Origin of the sequence: Rhodococcus sp. NPDC079359 (assembly GCF_040702585.1) — a bacterium.
Taxonomy (GTDB): Bacteria; Actinomycetota; Actinomycetes; order Mycobacteriales; family Mycobacteriaceae; genus Rhodococcoides.
The window spans coordinates 273805-298342 of sequence record NZ_JBFBLH010000005.1; the positions used below are offsets into that span (position 1 = coordinate 273805).

The following is a 24538-nucleotide window of genomic DNA, read 5'->3' on the forward strand; positions in this document are numbered from 1 at the left end:
TCACAGCACGTTCTTCAGCGTGCGCGACAACGCGTCCAGGCCCTGCCGCATCTCTTCGTCGCTCACGATCAGCGCCGGGATGATCCGGACCACGTTGCCGAGCGCGCCGCAGGTCAGCAGCAACAACCCCTCGTCGATCGCACCCTGTTGCACGCGCAGCGCGGCCGCAGCATCGGGATTGCCTGCGCTGTCGACGAATTCGAGTGCCTGCATCAGGCCGAGTCCACGTGCATCACCGATGGCGGAGTGCTCGGACTTCAGTGCCAGCAGGCCGTCGAGCAGAACTCGGCCCTGCGCGGCAGCGTTGTCGACCAGACCTTCCTCACGCACGACGTCGAGCGTGGCGACACCCGCGGCAGCGGCGACGGCATTGCCGCCGTACGTGCCGCCCTGCGATCCGGGCCACGCCTTGCCCATCAACTCCGTCGATGCCGCGATGGCCGAGATCGGGAATCCGCTGGCCAGACCTTTCGCGGTGATGACAATGTCGGGTGTGATGGTCGAATGCTGGTGGCCCCAGAACTTTCCGGTGCGCCCGACTCCTGCCTGGACCTCGTCGACGATGAGGACGATCCCGTGGGTGTCCGCCCGTTCGCGAAGTCCCTCGAGAAACTCGGGAGGCGTGGGCAGGTAACCGCCGTCACCGAGTACCGGTTCGATGATGAACGCAGCGGTATCCGCGGGACTGGACATCGTCATCAGCAGGTAGTCGAGTTCCTTGAGCGCGAAGGCGACCGCGGTGTCCATGTCCCAGCCGTACCGGAAGGCGTAGGGGAACGGTGCGATGTGCACTCCGCCCATGATCGGTGAGAATCCGGAACGGAACTTGGTGCCCGCGGTGGTCAACGACGCGGCCGCTACCGTGCGTCCGTGGAACCCCCCGTGAAAGGCGATGATGTTGGGCCGTCCGGTTGCCATGCGAGCCAACCGAATCGATGCCTCGACAGCCTCGGACCCGGAGTTCGCGTAGAACACGCTGTCCAGCCCCGCGGGCAACACCTCGCCGAGCTTGTCGGTCAGCGCCAGAAGCGGCTGATGCATGACGGTCGTGTACTGCGCGTGGATGATCTTGCCCACCTGCTCGCGCGCGGCCTCGACCACGCGGGGATGGCAGTGCCCGGTACTGGTGACGCCGATACCGGTGGTGAAGTCGAGGTACTTGCGCCCGTCCGTGCCGATGATCCAGCTGCCCTTTCCGTGATCGACGACGATCGGGGTCGCCTGCTTGAGTGCCGGGCTGAGGTGGGTGCGAGTCGACGCTGTCATGCGTGCCATCGTCACTCACCGAATTCAGATTGTCAACAATCTGCAATTGGCAGTTCGGGCCAGAGCCAACTGCCGGAGCGATACAGTTCGTCGGTGTCCGCTTCGAGCCCCCGCATCGTCGTTCTCGGCAGCATCAACATGGATCTGATCACCCGCACTCCCTCCCTGCCCGACCCCGGCGAAACAGTGCTGGGCACATCGTTCACCACCTCACCGGGCGGCAAAGGCTCCAACCAGGCCATCGCCGCCGGCAAGGCCGGCGCTCCCGTGTCGTTCATCGGAGCGGTCGGAGACGACGAATTCGGTGAGACACTGCGCCGAACACTGTCCAGCGCGGGCGTGGACGACCGAGCGCTGCGTACGGCACCGGGTTCGAGCGGAATTGCCGCCATTTCCGTCGACGATCACGCCGAGAACAGCATCGTCGTCGTCCCAGGGGCGAACGAACACGTTCGGGACCTCACCGACGACGACCTCGCCATCATCTCCGATGCCGCTATCCTGTTGTGTCAGTTGGAAATTCCGCTCGACACCGTGGTGACCGCATTCGAGTACGCCCGCTCTCGCGGCGTGGTGACGATGCTGAACCCGTCACCGGTTCAGGATTTGCCCGACGCCCTGGTGGCGGCCACCGACGTGCTCGTGGTAAACGAAGCCGAGGAAGCCCGTCTCGGAAACCGAGTGAACGAAGTGGCGCACGTGATCACCACCCTCGGTGCCAGAGGCGCTCGATACCGCGGCTCGGAATCGTTCGAGGTCGCCGCTCCGCGCGTCGACGCCGTCGACACCACCGGTGCCGGCGATGCATTTGCCGGAGCACTGGCCGCGTCCTGGTTCGACGGACCGCGCACAGCAGTCGAATGGGCCTGCGCTGCCGGGTCTTTCGCCGCGACGAGGCCTGGTGCGAGTACGTCCTCGGGTACTCGCGCAGACATCGACGCACTGCGAGATGCGGCCGCAGGATGAATGGCCCCGACCTCGAGGAGCTTCGACTTCTACGTCGCGCGCGAGACCGGATGGATCGCGAATTCGTCCTCGTCGCGACCGTCCTACATCGACGACGCGAGCGCCAGGCCGCCTGCGCACGCGAGTACGGACGCGAGCACGGTGACTGTCACGTTCACGGCGGCATCGCGTCGACGCCCCTGCTGGAGCAACCGCACGGTTTCGACACTCGCCGTGCTGAACGTGGTGTACCCGCCGCAGAACCCGGTACCGATGACGGCTTGAACGTCGGTGGAGCCGGCTCGGAACATCACCCATCCGGCCAGCACACCCAGCAGAAACGATCCGGACACGTTGATGCCGACCGTCGCCCAGGGAAAGCTCGTCCGCGCCGCAAGACGTGATTTCACTTCAGCGTCGACGACGAAGCGAAAGACTGCCCCCAAACCGCCGGCCGCCGCGATCCACAGCGCGATCATCGAACCACCCTGCCTGCCAACGCGATTCCAGCCCAGGCCGCAAGTATTCCGAGAATCACGCTGACCACTGCGTATGCCATTGCCAGACCGGTGAACCCACCCCGAATACCTTCGACCGTCTCGAGGGCGAAGGTGCTGTACGTGGTGAACGCGCCGCAGAAACCGGTACCGAGCAGCAGCCGTAACCTGCGCCGAACTCCTGCATCGGGCCCGCCGCGAACCAGCGACTCGAGCAGAAGCCCGAGCACGAACGCACCGGCGATGTTGATCCCGAAGGTGGCCGTCGGCCATTGCGACGCCGAGTGCGGAAGCTGCTCCTCGATCGCATAGCGGACTGCCGTACCGGCCGCTCCGCCGACGAACACCACGGCCAGTGCCCAGAGGTGACGGTGCACGGGACCCTGGTCGGCCGGCATCGAATCGGAATCGGGATCGAACACCGCTGGTCCTCTCGGGCTGCACGGTCCGACCGTTTCCGACCGGCCCGCGTTGGATGTCGGATGCTTGCTGCACGATGGAGCCTATGACAACGACCACGGAGCCCACGACCGGGAACTTGCGCGCGAGCGCCGAAGAGTTGTTGCGCGAACTCGCCGGCCCGGCTGCGGTGCTGCGGGAAGACCAGTGGACGGCCATCGAGGCCCTCGTCGTGCACCGGCGGCGGGCGTTGGTGGTGCAGCGGACCGGTTGGGGCAAGTCGGCGGTCTACTTCATCGCGGCGAAACTGCTTCGCGCACAGGGACTCGGTCCGACGGTGATCGTCTCTCCGCTGTTGGCGTTGATGCGCAACCAGGTTGCCTCCGCCGAGCGGGCGGGCGTCCGGGCTGCCACCATCAACTCGGGCAACATGACCGAGTGGGACGACATCCATCAGCAGGTCGCCTCGGGCGAGCTCGACGTGCTGCTGGTCAGTCCGGAGCGATTGAACAATCCGGATTTCCGCGATCAGGTGCTGCCGTCCCTGGCAGGCGATGCGGGCCTGGTCGTGGTCGACGAAGCACATTGCGTCTCCGACTGGGGCCACGATTTCCGGCCCGACTATCGACGTATCAGAACCCTGATCGCCGAGTTGCGCGACGGTATCCCCGTGCTCGCGACCACAGCGACGGCGAACGACCGCGTGGTGGACGACGTCGCCGCACAGCTGGGTGTCGGCGGCGGCGACACGCTGGTACTGCGCGGCGGGCTCGCACGCGACTCTCTGCGCATGGCAGTGGTGAAGATCGACAACGCCACCGAACGGGCCGCGTGGCTCGCCGATCACCTGAAAACCCTGCCGGGTTCGGGAATCATCTACACGCTGACGGTCTCGGCCGCGAAGGACCTCGCGGCGCTGCTCACCGATCAGGGCCACGTCGTAGCGTCGTACACCGGTCAGACGGATCCGACCGAGCGCGAATCGCTCGAAGGTGACCTGCTGGCCAACCGAGTCAAGGCCCTCGTCGCCACGTCCGCACTGGGCATGGGCTTCGACAAGCCCGATCTCGGCTTCGTCGTGCACATGGGGGCACCGTCGTCCCCGATCTCGTACTACCAGCAGGTCGGCCGAGCCGGTCGCGCCACCGAGCGCGCCGATGTGGTGCTGCTACCCGGTCACGAGGATCGCCAGATCTGGAGCTACTTCGCCTCCGTCGCGTTCCCCCGCGAGCATCTGGTGCGGCAGGTCATCGAGGCCTTGAACACCGACAAGGCCCAGTCGACGCAGGCGCTGGAGCCCTTGGTCGAGCTCAATCGCAGCAGGCTGGAGATGGTGCTGAAGGTCCTCGACGTCGACGGCGCGGTCAGACGCGTTCGTGGCGGTTGGATGGCCACCGGCGAACAGTGGACGTACGACGCGGGACGCTACGAGCGTCTCGAACAGGCCAGGGACCGCGAACAGCAGGCCATGATCGACTACCAGGGCACCGACGGCTGCCGGATGGAGTTCCTGCGGAGGCAGCTCGACGACCCGGATCTGGGCGCACCCGGTAGCGAGTCCGACAAGTGCGGACGGTGCGACAACTGCACCGGTGAGCACTTGTCGGCATCGGTGGATGCGGCCGCAGTCGACTCGGCACGGGCACGATTGGACCGGCCTGGCATCGACCTGCAACCGAGAAAGCAGTGGCCCAGTGGCATGAAGAAGCTGGGTGTCTCGCTCTCGGGCAAGATCGCCGACCCACACGAACCCGGGCGCGTGCTGGGTCGACTCACCGACCTCGGCTGGGGCAGCCGGCTGCGTGCCTTGCTCGATGCACCCGATGCTCCGGCCACCGACGCATTGGAGAAGGCGTGCATCACCGTGCTCGCCAACTGGGACTGGAAGCAGCGACCGACTGCCGTTCTGGCTCTCGACTCCCCCACCCATCCGGTGCTGGTGCGATCGATCGCCGAGCGATTGGCTGCCGTCGGAAAATTGGACGATCTCGGTGTCATGCAGGTCAGGGCTGGTCATCCGCCGGTCTCGGCGGCCAATTCGGCGTTCAGGGTCGCCGGGCTGGTGGACTCTTGGGACGTTCCGGACGTATCGTCCGTGACAGGGCCGATTCTGTTGATCGATCTGCTGACCGACACTGGGTGGACGTTCACCTGCGCCACGTCGGCTCTGCGATCTGCGGGTGCCGAAGCGGTACTTCCGTTCGCTCTGGCGACACCCAAGTAGCGGTCCGTCGGAAGCGAGTGGTTTGAATTCGGTCGTTGCGGGTACAGCCAGCCGGGCGCCGATGAAGTGACCAGCATCACATCGACGGGTTAACCTGGGGAAGCATGTCCGATTCCGGGGTCGATTTCCCGGCGCACTCGATATGCCTCGGCGACCTTGTTACGTTTGTATTTCCTATGAAGCCCGCATTGCTGAGAGGTACCCCGCTCACTGCGCCGGACGCAGTGAAGTTTCGTAAGCCACAGATCTCCGACGGAGTCCGGCTCTGGGAGATCGCAAGAGATTCGCGAGTTCTGGATCTCAATTCCAGCTACTCGTACGTGTTGTGGTGCCGTGATTTTGCGGCCACCACCGTCGTATCCGACATCGACGGCCGCGCAGTCGGTTTCGTCACCGGATACATTCGCCAAGACGCCCCGCGCACACTGTTCGTGTGGCAGGTCGCCGTGGATGCGGACCAGCGTGGCAAGGGACTTGCCGGTCGCATGCTGATGGAGCTGCTCGACCGCCTCGAGCCACAGGGCATCACGCATCTGGAAACGACGATCAGCCCGGACAACGAAGCGTCCATCGCAACCTTCACGAGCCTCGCACGCAAGCGAGGCACCGATATCGTCAGGTCGGATTTGTTCGCGCCCAACGATTTCCCTGATAGCCACGAAGCCGAGGAGCTCTACACAGTAGGCCCCGACGCGTCGCGGAATTACGAAAGGAACAAGCAGAACATGACCGAAAAGAACACCGTGACAACAGAGAAGCCCGATGTGTTCGAGACCGTCGAGTCCGGCGTGCGCAGCTACAGCCGCCAGTGGCCCGCCGTGTTCACCACCGCGAAGAACTCGGTCATCACCGACGAGAACGGCAACGACTACCTCGACTTCTTCGGTGGCGCAGGCGCTCTCAACTACGGCCACAACAACGACATGATCAAGAGCGCGTTGGTCGACTACATCACCAGCGATGGCATCACCCACGGACTCGACATGTCCACCGTCGCCAAGCGCGAGTTCCTCGAGTCGTTCAAGAAGAACATCCTCGATCCCCGCGGCCTGGACTACAAGGTTCAGTTCCCCGGGCCGACGGGCACCAACACCGTCGAGGCCGCACTCAAGCTTGCTCGCAAGGTCACCGGCCGCGAGGCAATCATCAACTTCACCAACGCATTCCACGGCATGACCCTCGGCGCGCTGTCGGTCACCGGCAACTCGATGAAGCGAGCGGGAGCCGGAATTCCGTTGGTGCACACCACTCCGATGCCGTACGACAACTACTTCGGCGGCGTCACCGAGGACTTCCAGTGGTTCGAGCGCGTGCTCGACGACTCCGGCAGCGGTTTCAACCGCCCGGCCGCAGTGATCGTGGAGACCATCCAGGGTGAGGGCGGCATCAACGTCGCGCGCCCCGAGTGGCTGCGCGCCCTGGCCGAGCTGTGCTCGCGCCGTGAGATCCTGCTGATCGTCGACGACGTGCAGATGGGCTGCGGACGCACCGGCCAGTTCTTCTCGTTCGAGGAAGCCGGCATCACCCCGGACATCGTCACGCTGTCCAAGTCCATCGGCGGCTACGGCATGCCGCTGGCACTGACTCTGTTCAAGCCCGAGCTGGACGTCTGGGCACCGGGCGAGCACAACGGCACCTTCCGCGGGTTCAACCCGTCGTTCGTCACGGCGAAGGCCGCCATCGATCACTACTGGTCCGACGACAAGTTCGAGAAGGAAACCCTCGTCAAGGGCGAGCACATCCAGGACCGGTTCATGAAGCTGTGCGCCAAGTTCGACGGCATCTCCACCCGCGGCCGTGGCATGGTTCAGGCCCTGGTGTTCGACGACGCAGAACTCGCCGGCAAGGTGTCTCAGCTGTGCTACGACGAGCGTCTGCTCGTCGAGACCGCCGGCCCCAAGGACGAGGTCGTCAAGCTGCTTCCCCCGCTGACCACGACGATCGACGAGCTCGATCGCGGCCTGGACATCATCGAAAGTGCCGTCGCGAAGGTCCTCTCCTAGAGACCCGTTCGCACGCACCGATATCGAAGGAGGAAATCGACATGATCGTTCGCACCACGCAGGAGATCACCGGTACCGACCGCGACATCTCGAGCGAAGACGGCAACTGGCGCAGCAAGAGAATCATTCTCGGCGGCGACAAGGTCGGATTCTCGTTCCACGAGACGACGATCCAGGCCGGCACGGTGAACAACTTCCACTACGCCAATCACGTCGAGGCCGTCTGGCTCATCGAGGGCGAGGGAACGCTCACGGACCGCGAGACCGGCGAGACCTACGAGCTCGGTGCGGGATCGATGTACCTGCTCAACGGACACGAGCGCCATACTGTCGAACCGCGCACCCAGATGCGCATGCTCTGCGTGTTCAACCCTCCCGTCGTCGGCAACGAGACGCACGACGAGAACGGTGTGTACCCCCTCGTCGAGGTACCCGCGTAACACCGGCACGTCCTCACGGCCCGCACCGACGCTATCCAGGTCGGTGCGGGCCGTTGGCGTATCTACGGTGCCCATCCGGCGAGGGATCGCTATCCTGGACGAAGTGAATGCAACCCCTGTGTCCGCGGCACCGTACGAGCAGCTGACTTCCCTGCTCGACGGGAAGACTGTCACCGTCGTCAGCGGCGCGGGCATGTCCACCGACTCCGGGATTCCCGATTACCGCGGTCCGCAGTCACCGCCGCGCAACCCGATGACGTTCCAGCAGTTCATCGGTGACGCCGAATTCCGTCGGCACTACTGGGCACGTAACCATGTCGGGTGGCGACACATGGACGCCGCCGTGCCCAACGACGGCCACCGGGCTCTCGCCCGACTCGAACGAGCAGGCGTCGTCACCGGGATCATCACCCAGAACGTCGACATGTTGCACACCAAGGCGGGCAGCCGACGCGTCATCGACCTGCACGGCGTCTACGCCCGAGTTCGCTGCCTGAACTGCGAGCGGTTGATCTCGCGTTTCGAGTTGGCCCGCCGACTCGATCGCGCCAATCCCGGTTTTCTCGAGTCCGTTGCGCCCGCGGACGGCGTCGAGATCGCCCCCGATGCCGACGCCATCATTTCCTCGACCGCGCACTTCCGCATGGTCGACTGCGAATCATGTTCGGGCATACTGAAACCCGACATCGTCTACTTCGGTGAGAGCGTGCCCAAGCCGCGCGTGGCCGAGGCATACGATCTCGTCGACCGAAGCGACGCGCTGCTGGTGCTCGGATCCTCACTGACCGTGATGTCGGGCCTGCGGTTCGTCAGACACGCGTCCAAGACGTCGAAGCCCATCGTCATCGTCAACCGCGGCACCACTCGGGGCGACGAATTCGCTTCTCTCACACTGCACGCCGGGTGTTCCGAGGTAGCGACCGCGTTGGCCGACGACGTCGATCAGGCAGGAACCAGATCGTCGGCATGAACCACCGGGCGCTGTAGCTCTGCGGCCAACTCCCCTGTCGACCGCCCGAGCATCCCGGCGAGTTCCCCCGAGTCGTACGCGACGACCCCGCGAGCCACCAGTACGCCCGCGTGATCGACCAACGAGACCACGTCTCCGCCGTGGAAAGAACCCGTCACCGACGTGATACCAGCGGACAACAACGATCGTCGCCGCTCCACCACGGCACGCACTGCCCCGGCGTCGAGGTGCAGTTCTCCGGCAGCATCGGCGGCATGACGGACCCAGAACTTGCGCGCCGACAACCGCGTCGGCCGGGCAGCGAAAGCGGTACCCACCGCGGACGTCGTCAGCGCATGAGCAGCATCGGATGCCGCGGCCAGCAACACCGGAACGCCGGCGTCGGCCGCGAGACGCGCAGCGGACAGCTTGGAGGCCATTCCGCCGGTGCCGAGCGCTCCCCCCGAACCGGCGACGACACCGTCGAGATCCTCGGGGCTGGTCACTTCCGGGATCAGTGTCGCTTTGCCCTTGCGGGGATCACCGTCGTACAAACCGTCCACGTCCGAGAGCAGGAACAGTGCGTCCGCACCGACGAGGTGGGCGACCAGAGCAGCCAGGCGATCGTTGTCGCCGAACCGGATCTCCGCGGTGGCGACCGTGTCGTTCTCGTTGACGATGGCCACGGCACCGAGCGAGCGCAACCGATCCAGGGTGCGCTGAGCGTTGCGGTGGTTGGTTCGCCGCGCGATGTCCTCGGCGGTCAGCAGAACCTGTCCGACCGTGCGCCCGTACCGGTGGAACGACGAGCTCCATGCATGAACCAGAGCGAGTTGACCGACGCTCGCAGCGGCCTGCTTTGTGGCCAGGTCCCGTGGACGCTTGGTCAGGCCCAACGGTGCCATCCCTGCGCCGATCGCACCGGAGGACACGACCACCACATCGGTGCCGCTGCGCATCCGAGACTCGATGGCGTCGGCGAGCAGGTCGAGTCGAGTCAGATCCAGACCGGTGTCGAGGCTGGTGAGCGCCGAGGAACCGATCTTGACCACGATGCGCTTGGCATCGGCGATCGTGCGACGGGTATCGGTGAGAGCCTCTGCGAGCGAATCGGATTCACGCACCGCCGCCACGTCTACTCCTGTTCGGTATCGAGCCCGCGACGTACCTGGCGGGCATGCTTGCGTTCGGATGCGCCGATGCGCTCGACCTGATCGAGGCGGGCATCGGTGCCACGGCCTGTCATCGTGATCTCGACACCGGCCGGAGTCTGCGGCTCCCAGTCGAACGACACGTCGCCGATGGTGACCGAAGCACCGGGCTGAGCGCCGGCCTTGATGAGTGCGTCCTCGACTCCGAGCCGCGCGAGACGGTCGGCGAGGTAACCGACGGCCTCGTCGTTGGTGAACTGCGTCTGACGCACCCAACGCTCGGGTCGGGTACCGCGAACGATGAAGCCGTCCGGGATGTCCGGATCCTTGACGACCTTGAAGCTGTCGTCGTTCCGAGCGACCGGGCGCAGCACCTGACGCCGCGGCTCGGGAGCCGGATGCGCGGTGAGGTACTCCTCGACGAGCTTGGCCAATGCGAACGTCAGCGGCTTGAGACCGGCACGCGTCACCGCGGAGATGGTGTACACGGGCCAGCCACGGGACTCGAACTCGGCGGTGACCATCTCGGCCAACTCGGCACCCTCGGGAATGTCGGCCTTGTTCAACACCACGATGCGGGGCCGATCGGCCAGATCGCCGAGGCTGGCGTCTCCGGACAGCGCCGGCTTGTACGCGGCCAGCTCGGCTTCGAGGGCGTCGACGTCGGAGATCGGATCGCGGCCGGGATCCAGTGTGGCGCAGTCGACGACGTGCGCGAGAACGGCACACCGTTCGAGGTGACGCAGGAAGTCGAGACCGAGACCTCGGCCCTGACTCGCGCCGGGGATCAGCCCGGGAACGTCTGCGACGGTGAAGGTTGTGTCTCCGCTGGAGACCACGCCGAGGTTGGGCACCAATGTGGTGAAGGGGTAATCGGCGATCTTCGGCTTCGCTGCGGACAGCACCGAGACCAGCGACGACTTACCGGCCGACGGAAAACCGACGAGGCCAACGTCTGCGACGGACTTGAGTTCGAGGACGAGCTCGCGTTCGATGCCCTCTTCGCCGAGCAGCGCGAATCCGGGTGCCCGTCGAGCCTTCGAGGCCAGAGCTGCGTTGCCGAGGCCGCCGCGGCCGCCGGGAGCGGCGTCGAAACGTGTTCCCTCGCCGATCATGTCGGCGAGCACGTTGCCCTTCTTGTCGAGCACGACGGTGCCGTCGGGAACCTTGAGAATCAGGTCCTCGCCGTTGGCACCCTCACGGTTGCCACCCATGCCCTGAGTTCCGTTGCCTGCCTTGGCATGGCTGGAGAAGTGGAAGTCGAGCAGAGTGTGGACGTTGCTGTCGACGACGAACACGACTCCGCCGCCCTGCCCTCCGTTACCGCCGTCCGGGCCGCCGAGAGGCTTGAACTTCTCGCGGTGAACCGAAGAGCAGCCGTTGCCACCTTTGCCGGCGCTGACGTGCAGCACCACGCGGTCGATGAATCGTGACATAGCTGTCTTCGATCCTTTCGTGAAAGAGAAAGCGGGAGAAAAAAGCGATAGGGGCGGACCGGTCTCATGACCCTGGTCCGCCCCTATCGGGAGCTGTGAACGTACGCCGTGGATGGTCGACACGAGCAGTTGCCCGGTCGCGTCGGCCATCGTGAGCGCCAGCGCTGCAGAAGGACTAGGCCTCTACAGCAACCGGAACGATGTTCACGGTCTTGCGACCGCGCTTGGCACCGAACTCGACTGCGCCGGGGGCGAGTGCGAACAGGGTGTCGTCGCCGCCACGGCCGACGTTGACGCCGGGGTGGAAGTGCGTGCCACGCTGACGAACCAGGATCTCGCCTGCGCCTACGGTCTGGCCGCCGAAACGCTTGACGCCGAGGCGCTGAGCATTCGAGTCGCGACCGTTACGGGAGCTTGATGCACCCTTCTTATGTGCCATGTTGCATACCCTCCTCGGGGTGAATCAGCTTGGAAGAATTCAGGTCCTGCGGGGACCTGGTTACTTGATGCCGGTGACCTTGAGGACAGTGAGCTTCTGCCTGTGTCCCTGACGCTTGTGGTATCCGGTCTTGTTCTTGAACTTGTGGATGCGGATCTTCGGGCCCTTGGTGTGCTCGACGATCTCACCGGCGACCGAGATCTTCGCCAGCTTGTCTGCATCTGTGGTCAGGTCGGATCCGTCTACGACGAGGACCGGAGCAAGCGAGACAGCAGTGCCGGGCGCTCCCTCGATCTTCTCGACCTTGACGAGGTCACCAACAGCGACCTTGTACTGCTTTCCGCCGGTCTTGACGATCGCGTACGTTGCCATCGGAGGGCTACCCCTTGCTTCTTCGAACTTGCTCGCGTTGCGCATGGCAACACGACTGGTCTGGTAAAACGTGTTTGCTTGCTCCCTATCGGCCGGCCACGGCGATGTTCACCTAGGCCCGCTCGAGAACCGTTGTTTCCTGCAAGGCCACTACGGCACAACAGAACGGTGTCACCGGGAGCGACTTATCAAGGTTACGGCAGAGAGACGGCCAGGGTCAAACTGCCCCGCGCTGCTAGGCATCGATGTCCACCGGAGGCCCTGCAGGCCGCGCTGCTGCGCGCCGTCTGCGAGGACGTGCCGCCGGCACCTCCACCGGCTCCACGGACTGCTCGGCCGCCGCCGTGAGCGGAGCCGCCGCCTCGTCGGGTGCCGTCCCCGCCTGGTCGGAGGCCGTGGCGTCCGCGGAGTCGTCCGCGACAGGAACGACGATCACCATGCCCGCGTCGGGCGCTGTGCCGGTCGGCGCGGCTGCCTTGCGCGCCACCCGCCGTCCGCGTCGAGCCTTCGGTGCCACCGGCTCGACGGAAGGCCGGTCGGCCTCGGTCTCGGTGGCCGCATCGGCTGCCGTGACGTTCGTCTCCGCGTCGGCGACCGCAGCGGCCGCAACCTCCACATCGTCGGCGGAGACCACGGTCACCTCGGCGTCGCCGCCGGGAGCTTCGGGGGCCGGTGTCTCGACATCGGCGGGGCTGACGTCGGCCACCACGTCGTCGTGGTGCGCCGCCATGGCCAGTGCCACCGGATGCGCCCGCTTGATCGACGGATCGACCACGGGGTGTTCCTGACCGTCTGCCGCACCGGCACGATCGTTCGAGGAGGCCCGCTCGTTGCCGTCGGACCGATCGTTGACCTCGGCCTTGTTGTCCTTGCCACGACGACGCCTGCTGCTGGTTCCCGAGTTGCCCGATTCCGAACGCGACGAGTTCGACCGACCGCCGTCGTTGTCCGGCTTGGCGTCGATGGGGAACGGGTGCACGACGATGCCACGACCCTGGCAGTGCTCACACGTGGTGGAGAACGCCTCGACGAGCCCCGTGCCGAGCTTCTTGCGAGTCATCTGCACCAGACCGAGCGAGGTCACCTCGGAGACCTGGTGGCGAGTCCGGTCGCGTCCGAGGGACTCGGTGAGTCGTCGGAGTACGAGATCGCGGTTGGACTCGAGCACCATGTCGATGAAGTCGACGACAATCATGCCGCCGATGTCTCGCAGCCGCATCTGGCGCACGACTTCCTCGGCGGCCTCGATGTTGTTGCGAGTGACCGTCTCTTCGAGATTGCCGCCCGACCCGGTGAACTTGCCGGTGTTGACGTCGACGACGGTCATCGCCTCGGTGCGATCGATCACCAGGGTGCCGCCGGACGGCAGCCAGACCTTGCGATCGAGGGCCTTGGCCAGCTGCTCGTCGATGCGGTGCGCGGCAAAGACGTCGACGGAACTGCCGTCGGCCTCGTATCGGTGCAGCCGCTCCATCATGTCCGGGGCCACGGTCTCGACGTAGTTCGACGTCGTCGTCCACGCCTTGTCGCCCTCGATGACGAGCTTGGAGAAGTCCTCGTTGAACAGGTCACGGATGACCTTGACGAGCATGTCGGGCTCTTCGTACAGCGTCTGTGGTTGCACGCCCTTGCCGGTTTCGGCGTTGGCCGAGCGTTCTTCGATGCTGGCCCACTGCGCCTGCAGGCGAGTCACGTCGCGTGCGAGCTCTTCTTCGCTGACGCCCTCCGCTGCGGTGCGGATGATGACGCCGGCCTCGGGAGGCACGATGTCACGCAGAATTTCCTTGAGCCGCTTGCGCTCGGTGTCGGGCAGCTTGCGGCTGATGCCGGTGGAACTTCCACCGGGCACGTAGACGAGGAATCGACCCGCGAGCGACAGCTGCGTGGTCAGGCGAGCACCCTTGTGCCCCACCGGATCCTTGCTGACCTGGACGAGAACCTGATCGCCGGGCTTGAGAGCCTGCTCGATCTTCCGTGAGTTTCCGCCCAACCCCGCAGCGTCCCAGTTGACCTCGCCCGCGTACAGCACGCCGTTGCGGCCACGCCCGATGTCGATGAAGGCTGCTTCCATGCTGGGCAGCACGTTCTGTACGCGGCCCAGGTAGACGTTGCCGACCATCGACGCAGTGGCACTGCTGGTGACGAAGTGCTCGACGAGCACACCGTCTTCGAGCACGGCAACCTGAGTGGTCAGCGGGTGATCCGGAGTCGCTTTCTCACGCACGACCATGACGCGGTCGACGGATTCGCGGCGAGCCAGGAACTCGGACTCGGTGAGGATCGGCGGCCGACGACGACCGGCATCGCGCCCGTCGCGGCGGCGCTGGCGCTTGGCCTCGAGACGCGTCGAGCCCGTGATTCCCTGGACCTCGTCCCGGGGTGCCCGGCTCTTGTTGCGCGGCTCGCGCTCGTGCACGACGGTGTTGGGCGGATCGTCCTCGGACGAGGCACCCTCGGCAGCGGCTTCTGCTCCGGTCTTGCGCCGGCGACGGCGTCGACGACGACGGCTGGAGCCGTCTCCGTCCGAACCGCCGTTGTCGGAGTCGTCGTAATTGTCCTGGGCACCCGAATCGGACTCGTCGTCGCCGTCCTCGGCCGAGGAGTCCGCGGTGCGAGTGTCGTCGGAGGAATCGGTCGAATCGGAGTTCTGCCGGTCCGAGGTACGGCTGCGAGTGCGCGATCGACGCGAGCGTCGTCCCGAGTTCGACTGCTGCTCGTCACTCGACGAGGACTCGTCCGAGTCGGAATCGGTCGATTCTGTGTCGGCCGAATCGGTGGTCTCCGAGTCGCCGTCGGAATCGTCGTCGGAATTGTCGTCGTTCGACTCGTCCGAGGACTGCTCGCCGCGACCACGGCCGCGGCCACGGCGGCCACGGCGGCGGCGTCGAGGCTGAGATTGATCGTCGTCGCCGTCACCGTCGGTCGCCCCCTCGGCAGCGGTCGACTCGTCGGCCTCGGAAGAGGACCGGTCGGTCGAGACTGCAGAGGTCTCGGGTGCAGAGGCCTCGGGTGCAGCGGTCTCCGACGTCACCGCGGACTCACTGCCGTCGGTGTCCGCGCTGCTGTCGGTGCTGGCGACCTCGTCCTTGGGCGCTGCCTTGCGGCTGCGGCGACGGCGCGCCGGGGGCTCCGCCGGAGACTCCGCAGATTCCGTCGCTGGGGCGTCCACGGCTGCGGGCTGCAGAAACAGCGGGGTGGCGAACGTCGTCGCGGTGGGCTGATCGGTCGTTGCCGCGGACCGATCGGCCTCCGGCTCCGGAGCGGGCGCGCTGGTGAACAGCTGCGGCTCGGACCACGAGGCCTCGACGGCGGGTGCCTCGACAGGTTCCTCCGCAACCGGCTCCGCGGCAGTCGACGAGTCGACTGTCTGCCCGGTGGGCGCTGTCGGCGCGTTGACCGAGTCACGAACGGACTCCGCGACGTCACGGCTCAGGCTCGACTGTGCACTGCGCGCTTCGATACCGAGCTCACCGAGGGTGACGAGCAACTGCTTGCTGGTGACGCCCAGAATCTTTGCCAGAGCGTGCACGCGCAGCCTGGTCGGCAGCTCGATCGTGTCGGGTTGCGCCGACGACACCGCGTCGGTTTCCACAGACGACACCGTGCCGGGAGGCTCCGTACGACCTGCGTTTGCGTTCTGTACATCTTCGGGCGGGCTTTGATCGGCCACGTAGTCTCCTCGGGCCCCCGGGCGCGTCCATCCGACTTCGGGTGTGACGCGGCCACGCGAGGGCAATCCTTGTGTACTCACGTCGGGTTGGACGTCAGCTGTTCGGTCTCGCTCCGCACCCGAGCCGATGACCACTTCGTAGTTCTCGGTGGTCGACGACAGCGTGTGCGGTGCCTGGCTGGATGGTGGTGTACCGGCGATCCGAGCGCCTGATCATCAAGCAAGAACGCGAACGAGCCTGTCTCTCGTTCGAGCATCTGCGATGACGGGCAGCGGATAGACGACAGTCATCCGATCGAATACACCACACCGGACTAGCGAACTTCGGTGAAGCCTGGGCTTCGGGTGGAGCGTGAAACCTGTACGTACTGGTGCAGTGAAGTCGATCTGTCGTCGAGTATCCCACACGCTGTGATGCGTACTCGCCACGCCGCACCGTTCGGGTTCCGAGCGGATGCGGCGAGGCCGGAAGTAAGTGCTGCTTTTCGTGTCGAAGGCGGAACGGTCAGGCGAGGCCGGGGAACCAGAGTGCGATCTCGCGCTCGGCCGATTCCACGGAATCCGATCCGTGCACCAGATTCTGCTGACCGTCGAGGGCGAGGTCACCACGGATGGTGCCGGGAACCGCCTTGGCCACGGGGTCGGTGCCGCCTGCGATCTGGCGGAACGCAGCGATGGCGCGGGGGCCTTCGAGAACTGCGGCCACCACCGGTCCGGACGTGATGAACTCGAGCAGCTCGGGGAAGAACGGCTTGCTCTCGTGCTCCGCATAGTGAGCCGAGGCCAGTTCGCGGGAGACGGTCTTGAGCTCGAGTGCGACGATGCTCAGACCCTTCTTCTCCACGCGGCCGAGGATCTCTCCTACGTAACGCCGGGCAACTCCGTCGGGCTTGATCAGTACAAGGGTGCGGTCGGTCACGTCGAGAACAGTAATGGAACACAGCGATGCAGCGCGCGCCGCATCGCCGAAACCGACAGGTTTCCCCTGTCAGTCGCGCTGCCCCGGCAGCATCCCACGTCGGATTCGCTCGGTGATGTCACGGCGCAGGTACAGCAGATACAGCCACACGGCGATGAAGATCAGGCCGACGATGCCGATGGACAGATGGAACACCGTTCCGAACAGAACGAACACTTGCAGAATCAGATTGAACTTCATCGCCCAGGGCTCGCCTTGCTTGCCGGCACCTGCGATCATCGCGACCGCGAGGAGAACGATGTACGTGGTCGAAAACCACGTTGCACCGCCGCCCACGACGGCGACCACAGGCAGCGAGAGCAGAACGACGATGGCTTCGAGTACCAACGTTCCTGCACAGACACCGCGGAACCCCTTCCACGGATCGTTCGTGGGTGGTCTGAACTCTGTCTCGCTCACGCGGGGTCCTTTCCGAACAGAGTGCGGGCTGCACCGACGGTCACCACGGATCCGGTCACCACGACTCCGGCACCGGACACGGCCTCACCCGGCTCGGCGACTTCCTCGGCCAACCCGATCGCCGTTTCCAGCGCATCGGGCAGGGTCGACGCCACCACGACGCGTTCGTCGCCGAATTTGGCCACCGCGATGTCGGCCAACGCGTCCACGTCCATCGCCCGCGCGGACCCGTTGTGGGTGACGACGATGTCGTCGAACACCGGCTCCAGCGCGTCGAGGATTGCTCCGACATCCTTGTCCGCCATGACGCTGACGACGCCGACGAGTTTGCGGAAATCGAATTCGTCGGTGAGGGCAGCGGCGAGCGCTGCTGCCCCATGTGGGTTGTGCGCGGCGTCGAGAAACACTGTCGGGGCGTTGCGCACCCGCTCGAGCCGACCCGGATTGACGATCGTTGCGAACGCCCCGCGAACGGTGTCCTGATCGAGTTGACGATCCGGACCCGCACCGAAGAAAGCCTCCACCGCCGCGAGTGCGAGCGAGGCATTGTGCGCCTGATGCTCGCCGTGCAGGGGAAGGAAGACGTCGGTGTACACCCCGCCGAGCCCCTGCAGTTCCAGTTGCTGGCCTCCCACGGCGATCTGCCTGCCGAGGACGGTGAATTCCGATCCGGCTCGGGCCACCGCAGCGTCCGCCTGTACCGCCGCCCGCAGCAGGACCTCGGACACCTCGGGCTGCTGCTTCGCCAGAATCGCGACGGTATCGCGCGGCACCAGCGATTCCGGTGCCTTCTTGATGATCCCCGCCTTCTCTACCGCGATCGTCGCGAGATCGTCGCCGAGGAACTCGACGTGATCGAGGCCGATCGGGGTGATGACGGCAACGTCGCCGTCGACGACGTTGGTGGCGTCCCAACGCCCGCCGAGTCCGACCTCGATGACGGCAACCTCGACCGGGGCCTCGGCGAACGCCGCGAACGCCATGGCCGTGACCACCTCGAACTTGCTCATGCGGGGTCCGCCCGCAGCCTCGGACTGCGCGTCGATCATGTCCACGAACGGAGCGATCTCGTTGTAGGTGTCGACGTAGAGCCGCGGCGAGATGGGCCTGCCGTCGATGCTGATCCGCTCGGTCGCCATCTGCAGGTGCGGACTGGTGGTGCGGCCCGTGCGCCGATGGAACGCGGTGAGGAGCGCATCGATCATGCGGGTCACCGAGGTCTTGCCGTTCGTGCCCGCGACGTGAATCGACGGATACGCCCTCTGCGGCGAGCCGAGCAGGTCCATCAGCGCCGAGATCCGAGCCGTCGACGGCTCGATCTTCGTTTCGGGCCAACGCTTGTCGAGCTCGGCCTCCACGAGTGCGAGCTCGGCCAGATCGACCGGGCTCGGCGGAGGCAGGGGCAGGGCCTCGTCGGATTCGGTCACTTAGGTTCCCATCGATTCGAGCCGCGCCGTGATGCGGGCGATCTCTTCGCCTGCGATCGTCTGGCGTGTTCTGATCTTGTCCACCACCGCATCCGGTGCCTTCGCGAGAAACGCTTCGTTGCCGAGCTTGCCGGTGGTCTGCGCGAGTTCCTTCTCCGCAGCCGCGAGATCCTTCACCAGTCGGGCCCGCTCGGCGACCAGGTCGACGGTGCCCGAGGTGTCGAGTTCGACGACCACGGTGGCCTTGCTCAGACGCACCTCGACCGACGCCGTCGCCGCGAAGTCCTCAGCGGGCTCGGTCAGTCGAGCCAGTGCGGTGACCGCCGAAATCTGCCCGTCCAGATCCGATTCGGAGACTCCGACGATGCGGGCCGCCACCTTCTGGGACGGCTTGAGTCCTTGATCGCTGCGGAACCGGCGAATTTCGGTGATGAGCCGCTGCATGTCGTCGATGCGCTGTGCAGCAACAGAATCCAGTGAATCGACGGAGGCGGTGGGCCACGCGGCGATCACCAGCGACTCGCCGCCGGTGAGCACCTTCCACAGCGTTTCGGTGACGAACGGAATCACCGGATGCAGCAGTCGCAGCAAGGCGTCGAGAACGTTGCCGAGAACCCCGCGCGTGGTGACGGCGATGGTCTCGTCGGCGAACTGCACCTTGGCGATCTCGAGGTACCAGTCGCAGACCTCGTCCCAGGCGAAGTGATAGAGCGCCTCGCAGGCCTTGCTGAACTCGTAACGGTCGAACGCCGAATCCACCTCTGCCCGAACCTGTTCGAGTCGGTCGAGGATCCAACGGTCGGCGTCGGTCAGCTCGGACCGCGACGGGAGATCTGCCGGTGCCGCGCCGTTCATCAACGCGAACTTCGTTGCGTTGAACAGTTTGTTGGCGAAGTTGCGCGAGGACTGCGCGTGATCCTCGCCGACCGACATGTCGGCACCGGGGTTCGCGCCGCGAGCGAGCGTGAAGCGCAGCGCGTCGGCACCGAAACGATCGACCCAGTCGAGAGGATCGATGCCGTTACCGCGCGACTTCGACATCTTCTTGCCGAACTGGTCCCGAATCAGGCCGTGCAGAAACACATCTCGGAACGGAACCTGCGGCCCCTGCTTGCCCGCGGTGATCGCGTCGTCCGCTCCGACGTAGGTGCCGAACATCATCATGCGGGCGACCCAGAAGAACAGGATGTCGTATCCGGTGACGAGAACACCGGTGGGATAGAACTTCTCGAGATCGGCGGTGGCGTCGGGCCACCCCATCGTCGAGAAGGGCCACAGACCGGACGAGAACCAGGTGTCGAGGACGTCGGGATCCTGCTCCCAGCCTTCGGGCGGCGTCTCCCCCGGTCCGAGGCAGACGGTCTCGCCGTCGGGTCCGTACCAGATCGGAATCCGATGACCCCACCACAGCTGACGCGAGATGCACCAGTCGTGCATGTTGTCGACCCAGGCGAACCAGCGCGGTTCCTGACTCTTGGGATGAATGACGGTGTCGCCGTTACGCACTGCGTCACCGGCCGCCTTCGCCAAGGTGTCGACCTTGACCCACCACTGCAGCGACAGACGTGGCTCGATCGGCTCGCCGCTACGCTCGGAGTGGCCGACGCTGTGCAGGTAGGGGCGCTTCTCGGCGACGACGCGGCCCTGCTCGGCGAGTGCTTCACGCACCTTCACGCGCGCCTCGAAGCGATCCATACCGTCGAATTGCGTTCCGGTATCGGTGATCCGGCCTGCCTTGTCCATGATCGAGGGCATCGGCAACGAGTGCCGCACGCCCATCTCGAAGTCGTTGGGATCGTGTGCCGGGGTGATCTTCACTGCGCCGGTGCCGAACTCGGGGTCCACGTAGTCGTCGGCGATGATCGGAATCTGCCGTCCGGTGAACGGGTGCTCGAGGGTGGTGCCGACGAGAGCCTTGTACCGTTCGTCGTCCGGGTGGACCGCGACTGCGGTGTCGCCGAGCATCGTTTCGACTCGGGTGGTCGCGACGATGACGTGTGGCTCGGCATCGTCGAGCGAGCCGTATCGCAGCGACACCAGTTCGCCGTCGACGTCCTCGAACTTGACCTCGATGTCGGAGATGGCGGTCTGCAGCACCGGCGACCAGTTGACCAGTCGCTCGGCGCGGTAGATCAAACCGTCGTCGAACATCCGCTTGAACATGGTCTGGACGGCCTCGGACAGGCCGTCGTCCATGGTGAAACGCTCTCGACTCCAGTCGACACCGTCGCCGATGCGTCGCATCTGCCCACCGATGGTTCCGCCCGATTCGCGCTTCCAGTCCCAGACCTTGTCGATGAACGCCTCGCGTCCGAACTCTTCCTTGGTCTTTCCGTCGGCGGCGAGTTGCTTCTCCACGACGGTCTGCGTGGCGATACCCGCGTGGTCCATGCCCGGCAACCACAGCACCTCGTACCCGAGCATCCGCTTGCGACGACTGAGCGCGTCCATCAGCGTGTGGTCGAGAGCGTGGCCCATGTGCAGGCTGCCGGTGACGTTGGGCGGGGGCAGCACTATGGAGTAGGGCGGCTTGCCGCTGGTCGCGTCGGCTTCGAAGTACCCGGCGTCGACCCAGGACCGGTACAGCTCCGCCTCGACCGCACTGGGATCCCAGCTCTTGGGCAGGTCGATCGAATCGGCGGGGTTCTCTGAGTGCTCTGGCGCTGAACTGGTCACCGGTCGATTCTAGTGGCCGAGGATTCGGGGCATCGACACCCTCTCGCCCAGCACGTGCTGGGCCAGGAATGCCAGCACCACCTCGTACCAGACCTTGGCGTGCTGAGGACTCAGAATCCAATGGTTCTCGGCCGGGAAGTAGAGAAAACGATGCTCGGTGTTGCCCTCGTCGTCGGCGGGCAGGCCGGATTCGCTGAGCAGTTCGTACCACAGCCGTAGGCCCTCGCCGATGGGCACGCGATAGTCCTTGTCGCCGTGGATCACCAGCATCGGCGTCGCGATGTCCGCGACGAACAGGTGCGGGGAGTTCTCGACCGCCATCTCCGGAGACATTTCCCGCGCCCAGTACCACGGAGCATCGGTCGTCGGGCCGAATTGATCGAGCGCCCAGAGGCTCGCATGGGTGACGATGGCGTCGAACCGATCGGTGTGTCCGGCGATCCAGTTGGCCATGTAGCCGCCGAAAGATCCGCCCATCGCCGCGGTGCGGGTCTCGTCGATCTCGGGTAGCGCGACCGCGACGTCGGTCAACGCCATCAGATCGGTGAACGGAGCTTTGCCCCACGCTCCCCAGCCGCGCTGTACGAACTCTTGGCCGTACCCGGTGGACAGCGCCGGGTCCGGCAGCAGCACGGCGTACCCGCGAGCGACCATCAGCCACGGATTCCACCGCCACGACCAGGTGTTCCACGAGCCGAGCGGGCCACCGTGCACCCACAGCAGCAGCGGTGCGGGTGCCGCGTCCGAGGCACCCTCGGGCAGTGCCAGCCAGCCGCGCACCCGAGCACCGTCGTCGACGACGGTGTCGATCTCGGTGAGAGTTCCGGGCACAGGACAGCGGTCGACGGAGCTGTCGAGGTCGTCGACGGTGCCGTCGGACAGGTCGATCGAGACCGGATGCGGGGCGGCCAGATACGACGCGGCGAGGGCCAGCACCCTGGTTCCGTCCGAGGACACGTGGACGTGGGTGTACGCGTCGTTCGTGTTCGTCAGCCGACGCGGCTCCGCGCCCTCACGCACGACGAAGATCGGGGACCGGCCGTCGTCGTCCGCGGTGACCAGTACCCCCGACCCGTCCGGCAGCCACACCGGGTCGATCGGCCACCGATCCCAGCCGGGAGCGAGATCTACGACCGAAGCCGACTCGAAATCGTAGCGCTGCAGCGTCATTCGAGGCGCGTCCTCGGGAGTGGAGAGCGATTCACGCACGAACACCACGGACGCTCCGTCCGGCGAGATCGCAGGTGAGCCCAGGTCGGCATCGACGTCGTCGACGATCGTCGTGCGCTCCCCCGTCGCGGTGTCGATACGCACCAGCACCGTCCGCGCGGTCGCCAGAGCGCCGGGGACGGACCAGGTGGACACGACGAACGAACCGTCGGCACCGACATCGAAGGCCGCTTCGTGCAACGCTCCGGCCGCATCCGACGTCAGATCGCGCAGTCCGGTCGAACCGTCCGACGATCCCGCGAACAGGTGCGGCGTCGCAGGCCCCAGATCGTGATCCCAGAAACGCACCGGAACTCCGGTGTGCAGAATTGCATCCACCTTGTTCGCCTTGCGCTCGGTGCGCAGGGCGTCGTCGTCCTCATCGGTGCTCGACGATCCGAACACCGGCGAGAGTCCGACGAGCCCCAATCCGGAACGGGCGGTCACGACCTCGCTCAGACCGGCGGACCTGGTCTCGAGAACGCGCGCCTCACCGCCCGAGGCAGGCAGAATCCACAGCCGAGCCGGATCGTCCTTGCTCGATGTGCGAGAGAACAACAGATCGCCCGCCGAGGTGAACACCGGAGCACTCTCACCCCACTCGCCGTGGGTGATACGCCGGGCGGGCGAACCGCCGTCGACATCGATCTCCCACAACGACGTTCGATACTCGGTCCGCGAATCGTCCAGTGCGGCAACCACGACCACCGCCCGCGAGAAATCGCGCGATGCCGCCAGGCCCGTGACCCTACGGGCTCCGATGTACTCGTCGACGTCGTCGTACATACTCATCCCGCGAGCCTAGCTTTGCCGGTCGAGTTCAGTCCTCGCCGAGGTCCTCACGCAGCTGAGCGAGCGTGCGAGCCAGGATTCGCGAGACGTGCATCTGCGAAATCCCCACCTTCTCCGCGATCTGAGTCTGGGTCATCGACCCGAAGAATCGGAGCACGACGATTCGACGCTCACGCTCGGGCAACTTCTCGAGTGCAGGCCGCACCGCGAGGTAGCTCTCCATCTTCTCGAGTTCGGGATCATCGGCACCGAGGGTGTCCATCAGCGGCAACCGATCCTCGCTGACCACCGAGTCGACCGAAACGGTCTGATACGCGCTGCGCGCAAGCAAAGCCTGCGAGGCTTCCTTGACGTCGATCCCCAGTTCGGCCGCGATCTCGCTGGCGGTCGGAGCCCGGCCGAGCTTCTGCGACAGCGATCCCACAGCCTGGGAGATCATCGAGTTCAGTTCCTTCATGCGCCGCGGCACTCGAACCGACCATCCGGCGTCGCGGAAGTAGCGGCGAGCTTCGCCCATGATCGTGGGCACCGCGAACGACACGAAGTCCGAACCGCGTTCGATGTCGAATCGGTCGACCGCGTTCACCAGACCGAGACGTGAGACCTGCAGCAGGTCCTCGTGTGCTTCGCCGCGGCCGCCGAAGCGGCGTGCGATGTGTTCTGCGAGAGGCAGGCAGCGGGTGATGATGCGATCGCGCAGCACTCGGCGCTGCGGTGAATTCTCGTCGAGCGCCTGCATCTGCTGGATCAGTGCGACAACGTCGCTGTAATCGTCGGACTCTCGCCGTGTGCTTCGTTCGTGCGGCACAGGCACTAGACCTTGCTCCTCCGCTTGACCACGTCAATCGCGACCGTGTGACCGGCCTCGCCCTCGACGGCGTCGTCGGCGCGCAACTCGATGGCGTCGGTCAGCGTCTGCAACACGTGCCAGCCGAAACTGTCCTTCTTCGGCACGGATGTGGAGGTCAACGTGGAGGTGACGACGATCCGGATTCCGGAGTCGCTCACCGCGAACGTGCACGAAAGCTCTGCATCGGTGACCGAGCCCTTGATCAACTGCGAACACACCTCGTCCACGACCAACTTGACGTCGGCGATGTCGTCGAGCGTGAAGTCGCTGAGCACTGCGAGTGTCTCGGCGACTGCACGGACCACCGGAAGCTGGTCGGCCTCGGCGCGCACCCTCAGCTCGACCGGTGCACCGGAACCTCGCTCCAGTTCTTCGATCTTGCTGACCCCAGCCATCCGCACTTCCTATCGTCGCC

The 24538-nt window shown here is 65.6% G+C and carries 20 protein-coding genes and 1 pseudogene; 6 read left to right on the forward strand and 15 right to left on the reverse strand.

The window, feature by feature from the left end:
- The gene (locus AB0362_RS14805; protein WP_366235744.1) at positions 1 to 1266 is read right to left on the reverse strand and encodes an aminotransferase class III-fold pyridoxal phosphate-dependent enzyme; all 1266 of its coding nucleotides are present in this window, start codon (positions 1264 to 1266) and stop codon (positions 1 to 3) included.
- A gap of 138 nt (positions 1267 to 1404) precedes the next feature.
- Between AB0362_RS14805 and AB0362_RS14810 the strand changes: the two genes are divergently transcribed.
- Positions 1405 to 2232 (forward strand): ribokinase, encoded by an 828-nt coding sequence (locus AB0362_RS14810; RefSeq protein ID WP_366235829.1) that lies wholly within the window; start codon positions 1405 to 1407, stop codon positions 2230 to 2232.
- Positions 2233 to 2315: 83 nt separating this feature from the next.
- On the opposite strand, the gene crcB (AB0362_RS14815) is transcribed toward AB0362_RS14810, so the two are convergent.
- Positions 2316 to 2690 carry a fluoride efflux transporter CrcB gene (gene crcB, locus AB0362_RS14815; protein ID WP_149406230.1) on the reverse strand — a complete coding sequence of 125 codons (375 nt, stop codon included), beginning with the start codon at positions 2688 to 2690 and terminating at the stop codon, positions 2316 to 2318.
- Positions 2687 to 3130 (reverse strand): fluoride efflux transporter CrcB, encoded by a 444-nt coding sequence (gene crcB, locus AB0362_RS14820; RefSeq protein ID WP_317532785.1) that lies wholly within the window; start codon positions 3128 to 3130, stop codon positions 2687 to 2689. The genes crcB (AB0362_RS14815) and crcB (AB0362_RS14820) overlap by 4 nt, the downstream gene beginning before the upstream one ends.
- Positions 3131 to 3213: 83 nt before the next feature.
- Here crcB (AB0362_RS14820) and AB0362_RS14825 point away from each other — a divergent pair, with 83 nt between their 5' ends.
- The 5 genes and pseudogenes from AB0362_RS14825 to AB0362_RS14845 all read left to right on the forward strand — a co-directional run bounded on the left by AB0362_RS14825 (position 3214) and on the right by AB0362_RS14845 (position 8744).
- The gene (locus AB0362_RS14825) at positions 3214 to 5331 is read left to right on the forward strand and encodes a DEAD/DEAH box helicase (protein WP_366235746.1); all 2118 of its coding nucleotides are present in this window, start codon (positions 3214 to 3216) and stop codon (positions 5329 to 5331) included.
- Between the two features lie 176 nt (positions 5332 to 5507).
- Positions 5508 to 6008, forward strand: a pseudogene (ectA, locus tag AB0362_RS14830) (diaminobutyrate acetyltransferase); the annotation flags it as partial.
- Positions 6009 to 6056: 48 nt separating this feature from the next.
- A complete protein-coding gene (gene ectB / locus AB0362_RS14835) occupies positions 6057 to 7334 on the forward strand; it encodes a diaminobutyrate--2-oxoglutarate transaminase (protein WP_317532873.1) in 1278 nt (425 codons plus the stop codon).
- Positions 7335 to 7375: 41 nt separating this feature from the next.
- Positions 7376 to 7774 (forward strand): ectoine synthase, encoded by a 399-nt coding sequence (locus AB0362_RS14840; protein WP_032379201.1) that lies wholly within the window; start codon positions 7376 to 7378, stop codon positions 7772 to 7774.
- Positions 7775 to 7877: 103 nt separating this feature from the next.
- Complete coding sequence (locus AB0362_RS14845) at positions 7878 to 8744, forward strand: Sir2 family NAD-dependent protein deacetylase (protein WP_255183236.1); 867 nt, start codon at positions 7878 to 7880, stop codon at positions 8742 to 8744.
- Here the strand turns inward: AB0362_RS14845 and proB are convergent.
- The 12 genes from proB to AB0362_RS14905 form a co-directional block, all read right to left on the reverse strand.
- Positions 8717 to 9856, reverse strand: a complete 1140-nt coding sequence (gene proB / locus AB0362_RS14850) for a glutamate 5-kinase (RefSeq protein WP_188078663.1) — start codon at positions 9854 to 9856, stop codon at positions 8717 to 8719. The two genes, AB0362_RS14845 and proB, sit on opposite strands and share 28 nt — an antisense overlap.
- 2 nt (positions 9857 to 9858) lie before the next feature.
- Positions 9859 to 11310, reverse strand: coding sequence for a GTPase ObgE (obgE, locus tag AB0362_RS14855; protein ID WP_366235747.1), 1452 nt, complete (start codon positions 11308 to 11310; stop codon positions 9859 to 9861).
- 175 nt (positions 11311 to 11485) lie between these two features.
- On the reverse strand, positions 11486 to 11749 hold the full coding sequence (rpmA, locus tag AB0362_RS14860) for a 50S ribosomal protein L27 (protein ID WP_032379202.1): 264 nt from the start codon (positions 11747 to 11749) through the stop codon (positions 11486 to 11488).
- A 60-nt stretch (positions 11750 to 11809) separates the two neighbouring features.
- Positions 11810 to 12121, reverse strand: coding sequence for a 50S ribosomal protein L21 (rplU, locus tag AB0362_RS14865; RefSeq protein WP_032394581.1), 312 nt, complete (start codon positions 12119 to 12121; stop codon positions 11810 to 11812).
- A gap of 235 nt (positions 12122 to 12356) precedes the next feature.
- Positions 12357 to 15722, reverse strand: a complete 3366-nt coding sequence (locus AB0362_RS14870) for a translation initiation factor IF-2 N-terminal domain-containing protein (RefSeq protein WP_366235748.1) — start codon at positions 15720 to 15722, stop codon at positions 12357 to 12359.
- A gap of 574 nt (positions 15723 to 16296) precedes the next feature.
- Complete coding sequence (ndk, locus tag AB0362_RS14875) at positions 16297 to 16710, reverse strand: nucleoside-diphosphate kinase (protein ID WP_032394582.1); 414 nt, start codon at positions 16708 to 16710, stop codon at positions 16297 to 16299.
- A 69-nt stretch (positions 16711 to 16779) separates the two neighbouring features.
- Entirely contained in the window at positions 16780 to 17169 is a 390-nt protein-coding gene (locus AB0362_RS14880; protein WP_094670662.1) for a DUF4233 domain-containing protein, read from the reverse strand.
- Entirely contained in the window at positions 17166 to 18596 is a 1431-nt protein-coding gene (locus AB0362_RS14885; RefSeq protein ID WP_366235749.1) for a folylpolyglutamate synthase/dihydrofolate synthase family protein, read from the reverse strand. The genes AB0362_RS14880 and AB0362_RS14885 overlap by 4 nt, the downstream gene beginning before the upstream one ends.
- A complete protein-coding gene (locus AB0362_RS14890) occupies positions 18597 to 21272 on the reverse strand; it encodes a valine--tRNA ligase (RefSeq protein ID WP_366235750.1) in 2676 nt (891 codons plus the stop codon).
- A gap of 9 nt (positions 21273 to 21281) precedes the next feature.
- Positions 21282 to 23273: a prolyl oligopeptidase family serine peptidase gene (locus tag AB0362_RS14895; RefSeq protein WP_366235751.1), complete on the reverse strand. Its 1992-nt coding sequence runs from the start codon at positions 23271 to 23273 to the stop codon at positions 21282 to 21284.
- 28 nt (positions 23274 to 23301) lie between these two features.
- Entirely contained in the window at positions 23302 to 24087 is a 786-nt protein-coding gene (locus AB0362_RS14900; protein ID WP_037193137.1) for a SigB/SigF/SigG family RNA polymerase sigma factor, read from the reverse strand.
- Positions 24087 to 24518, reverse strand: a complete 432-nt coding sequence (locus AB0362_RS14905) for an ATP-binding protein (RefSeq protein WP_149406237.1) — start codon at positions 24516 to 24518, stop codon at positions 24087 to 24089. The genes AB0362_RS14900 and AB0362_RS14905 overlap by 1 nt, the downstream gene beginning before the upstream one ends.
- Positions 24519 to 24538 lie beyond the last annotated feature (20 nt).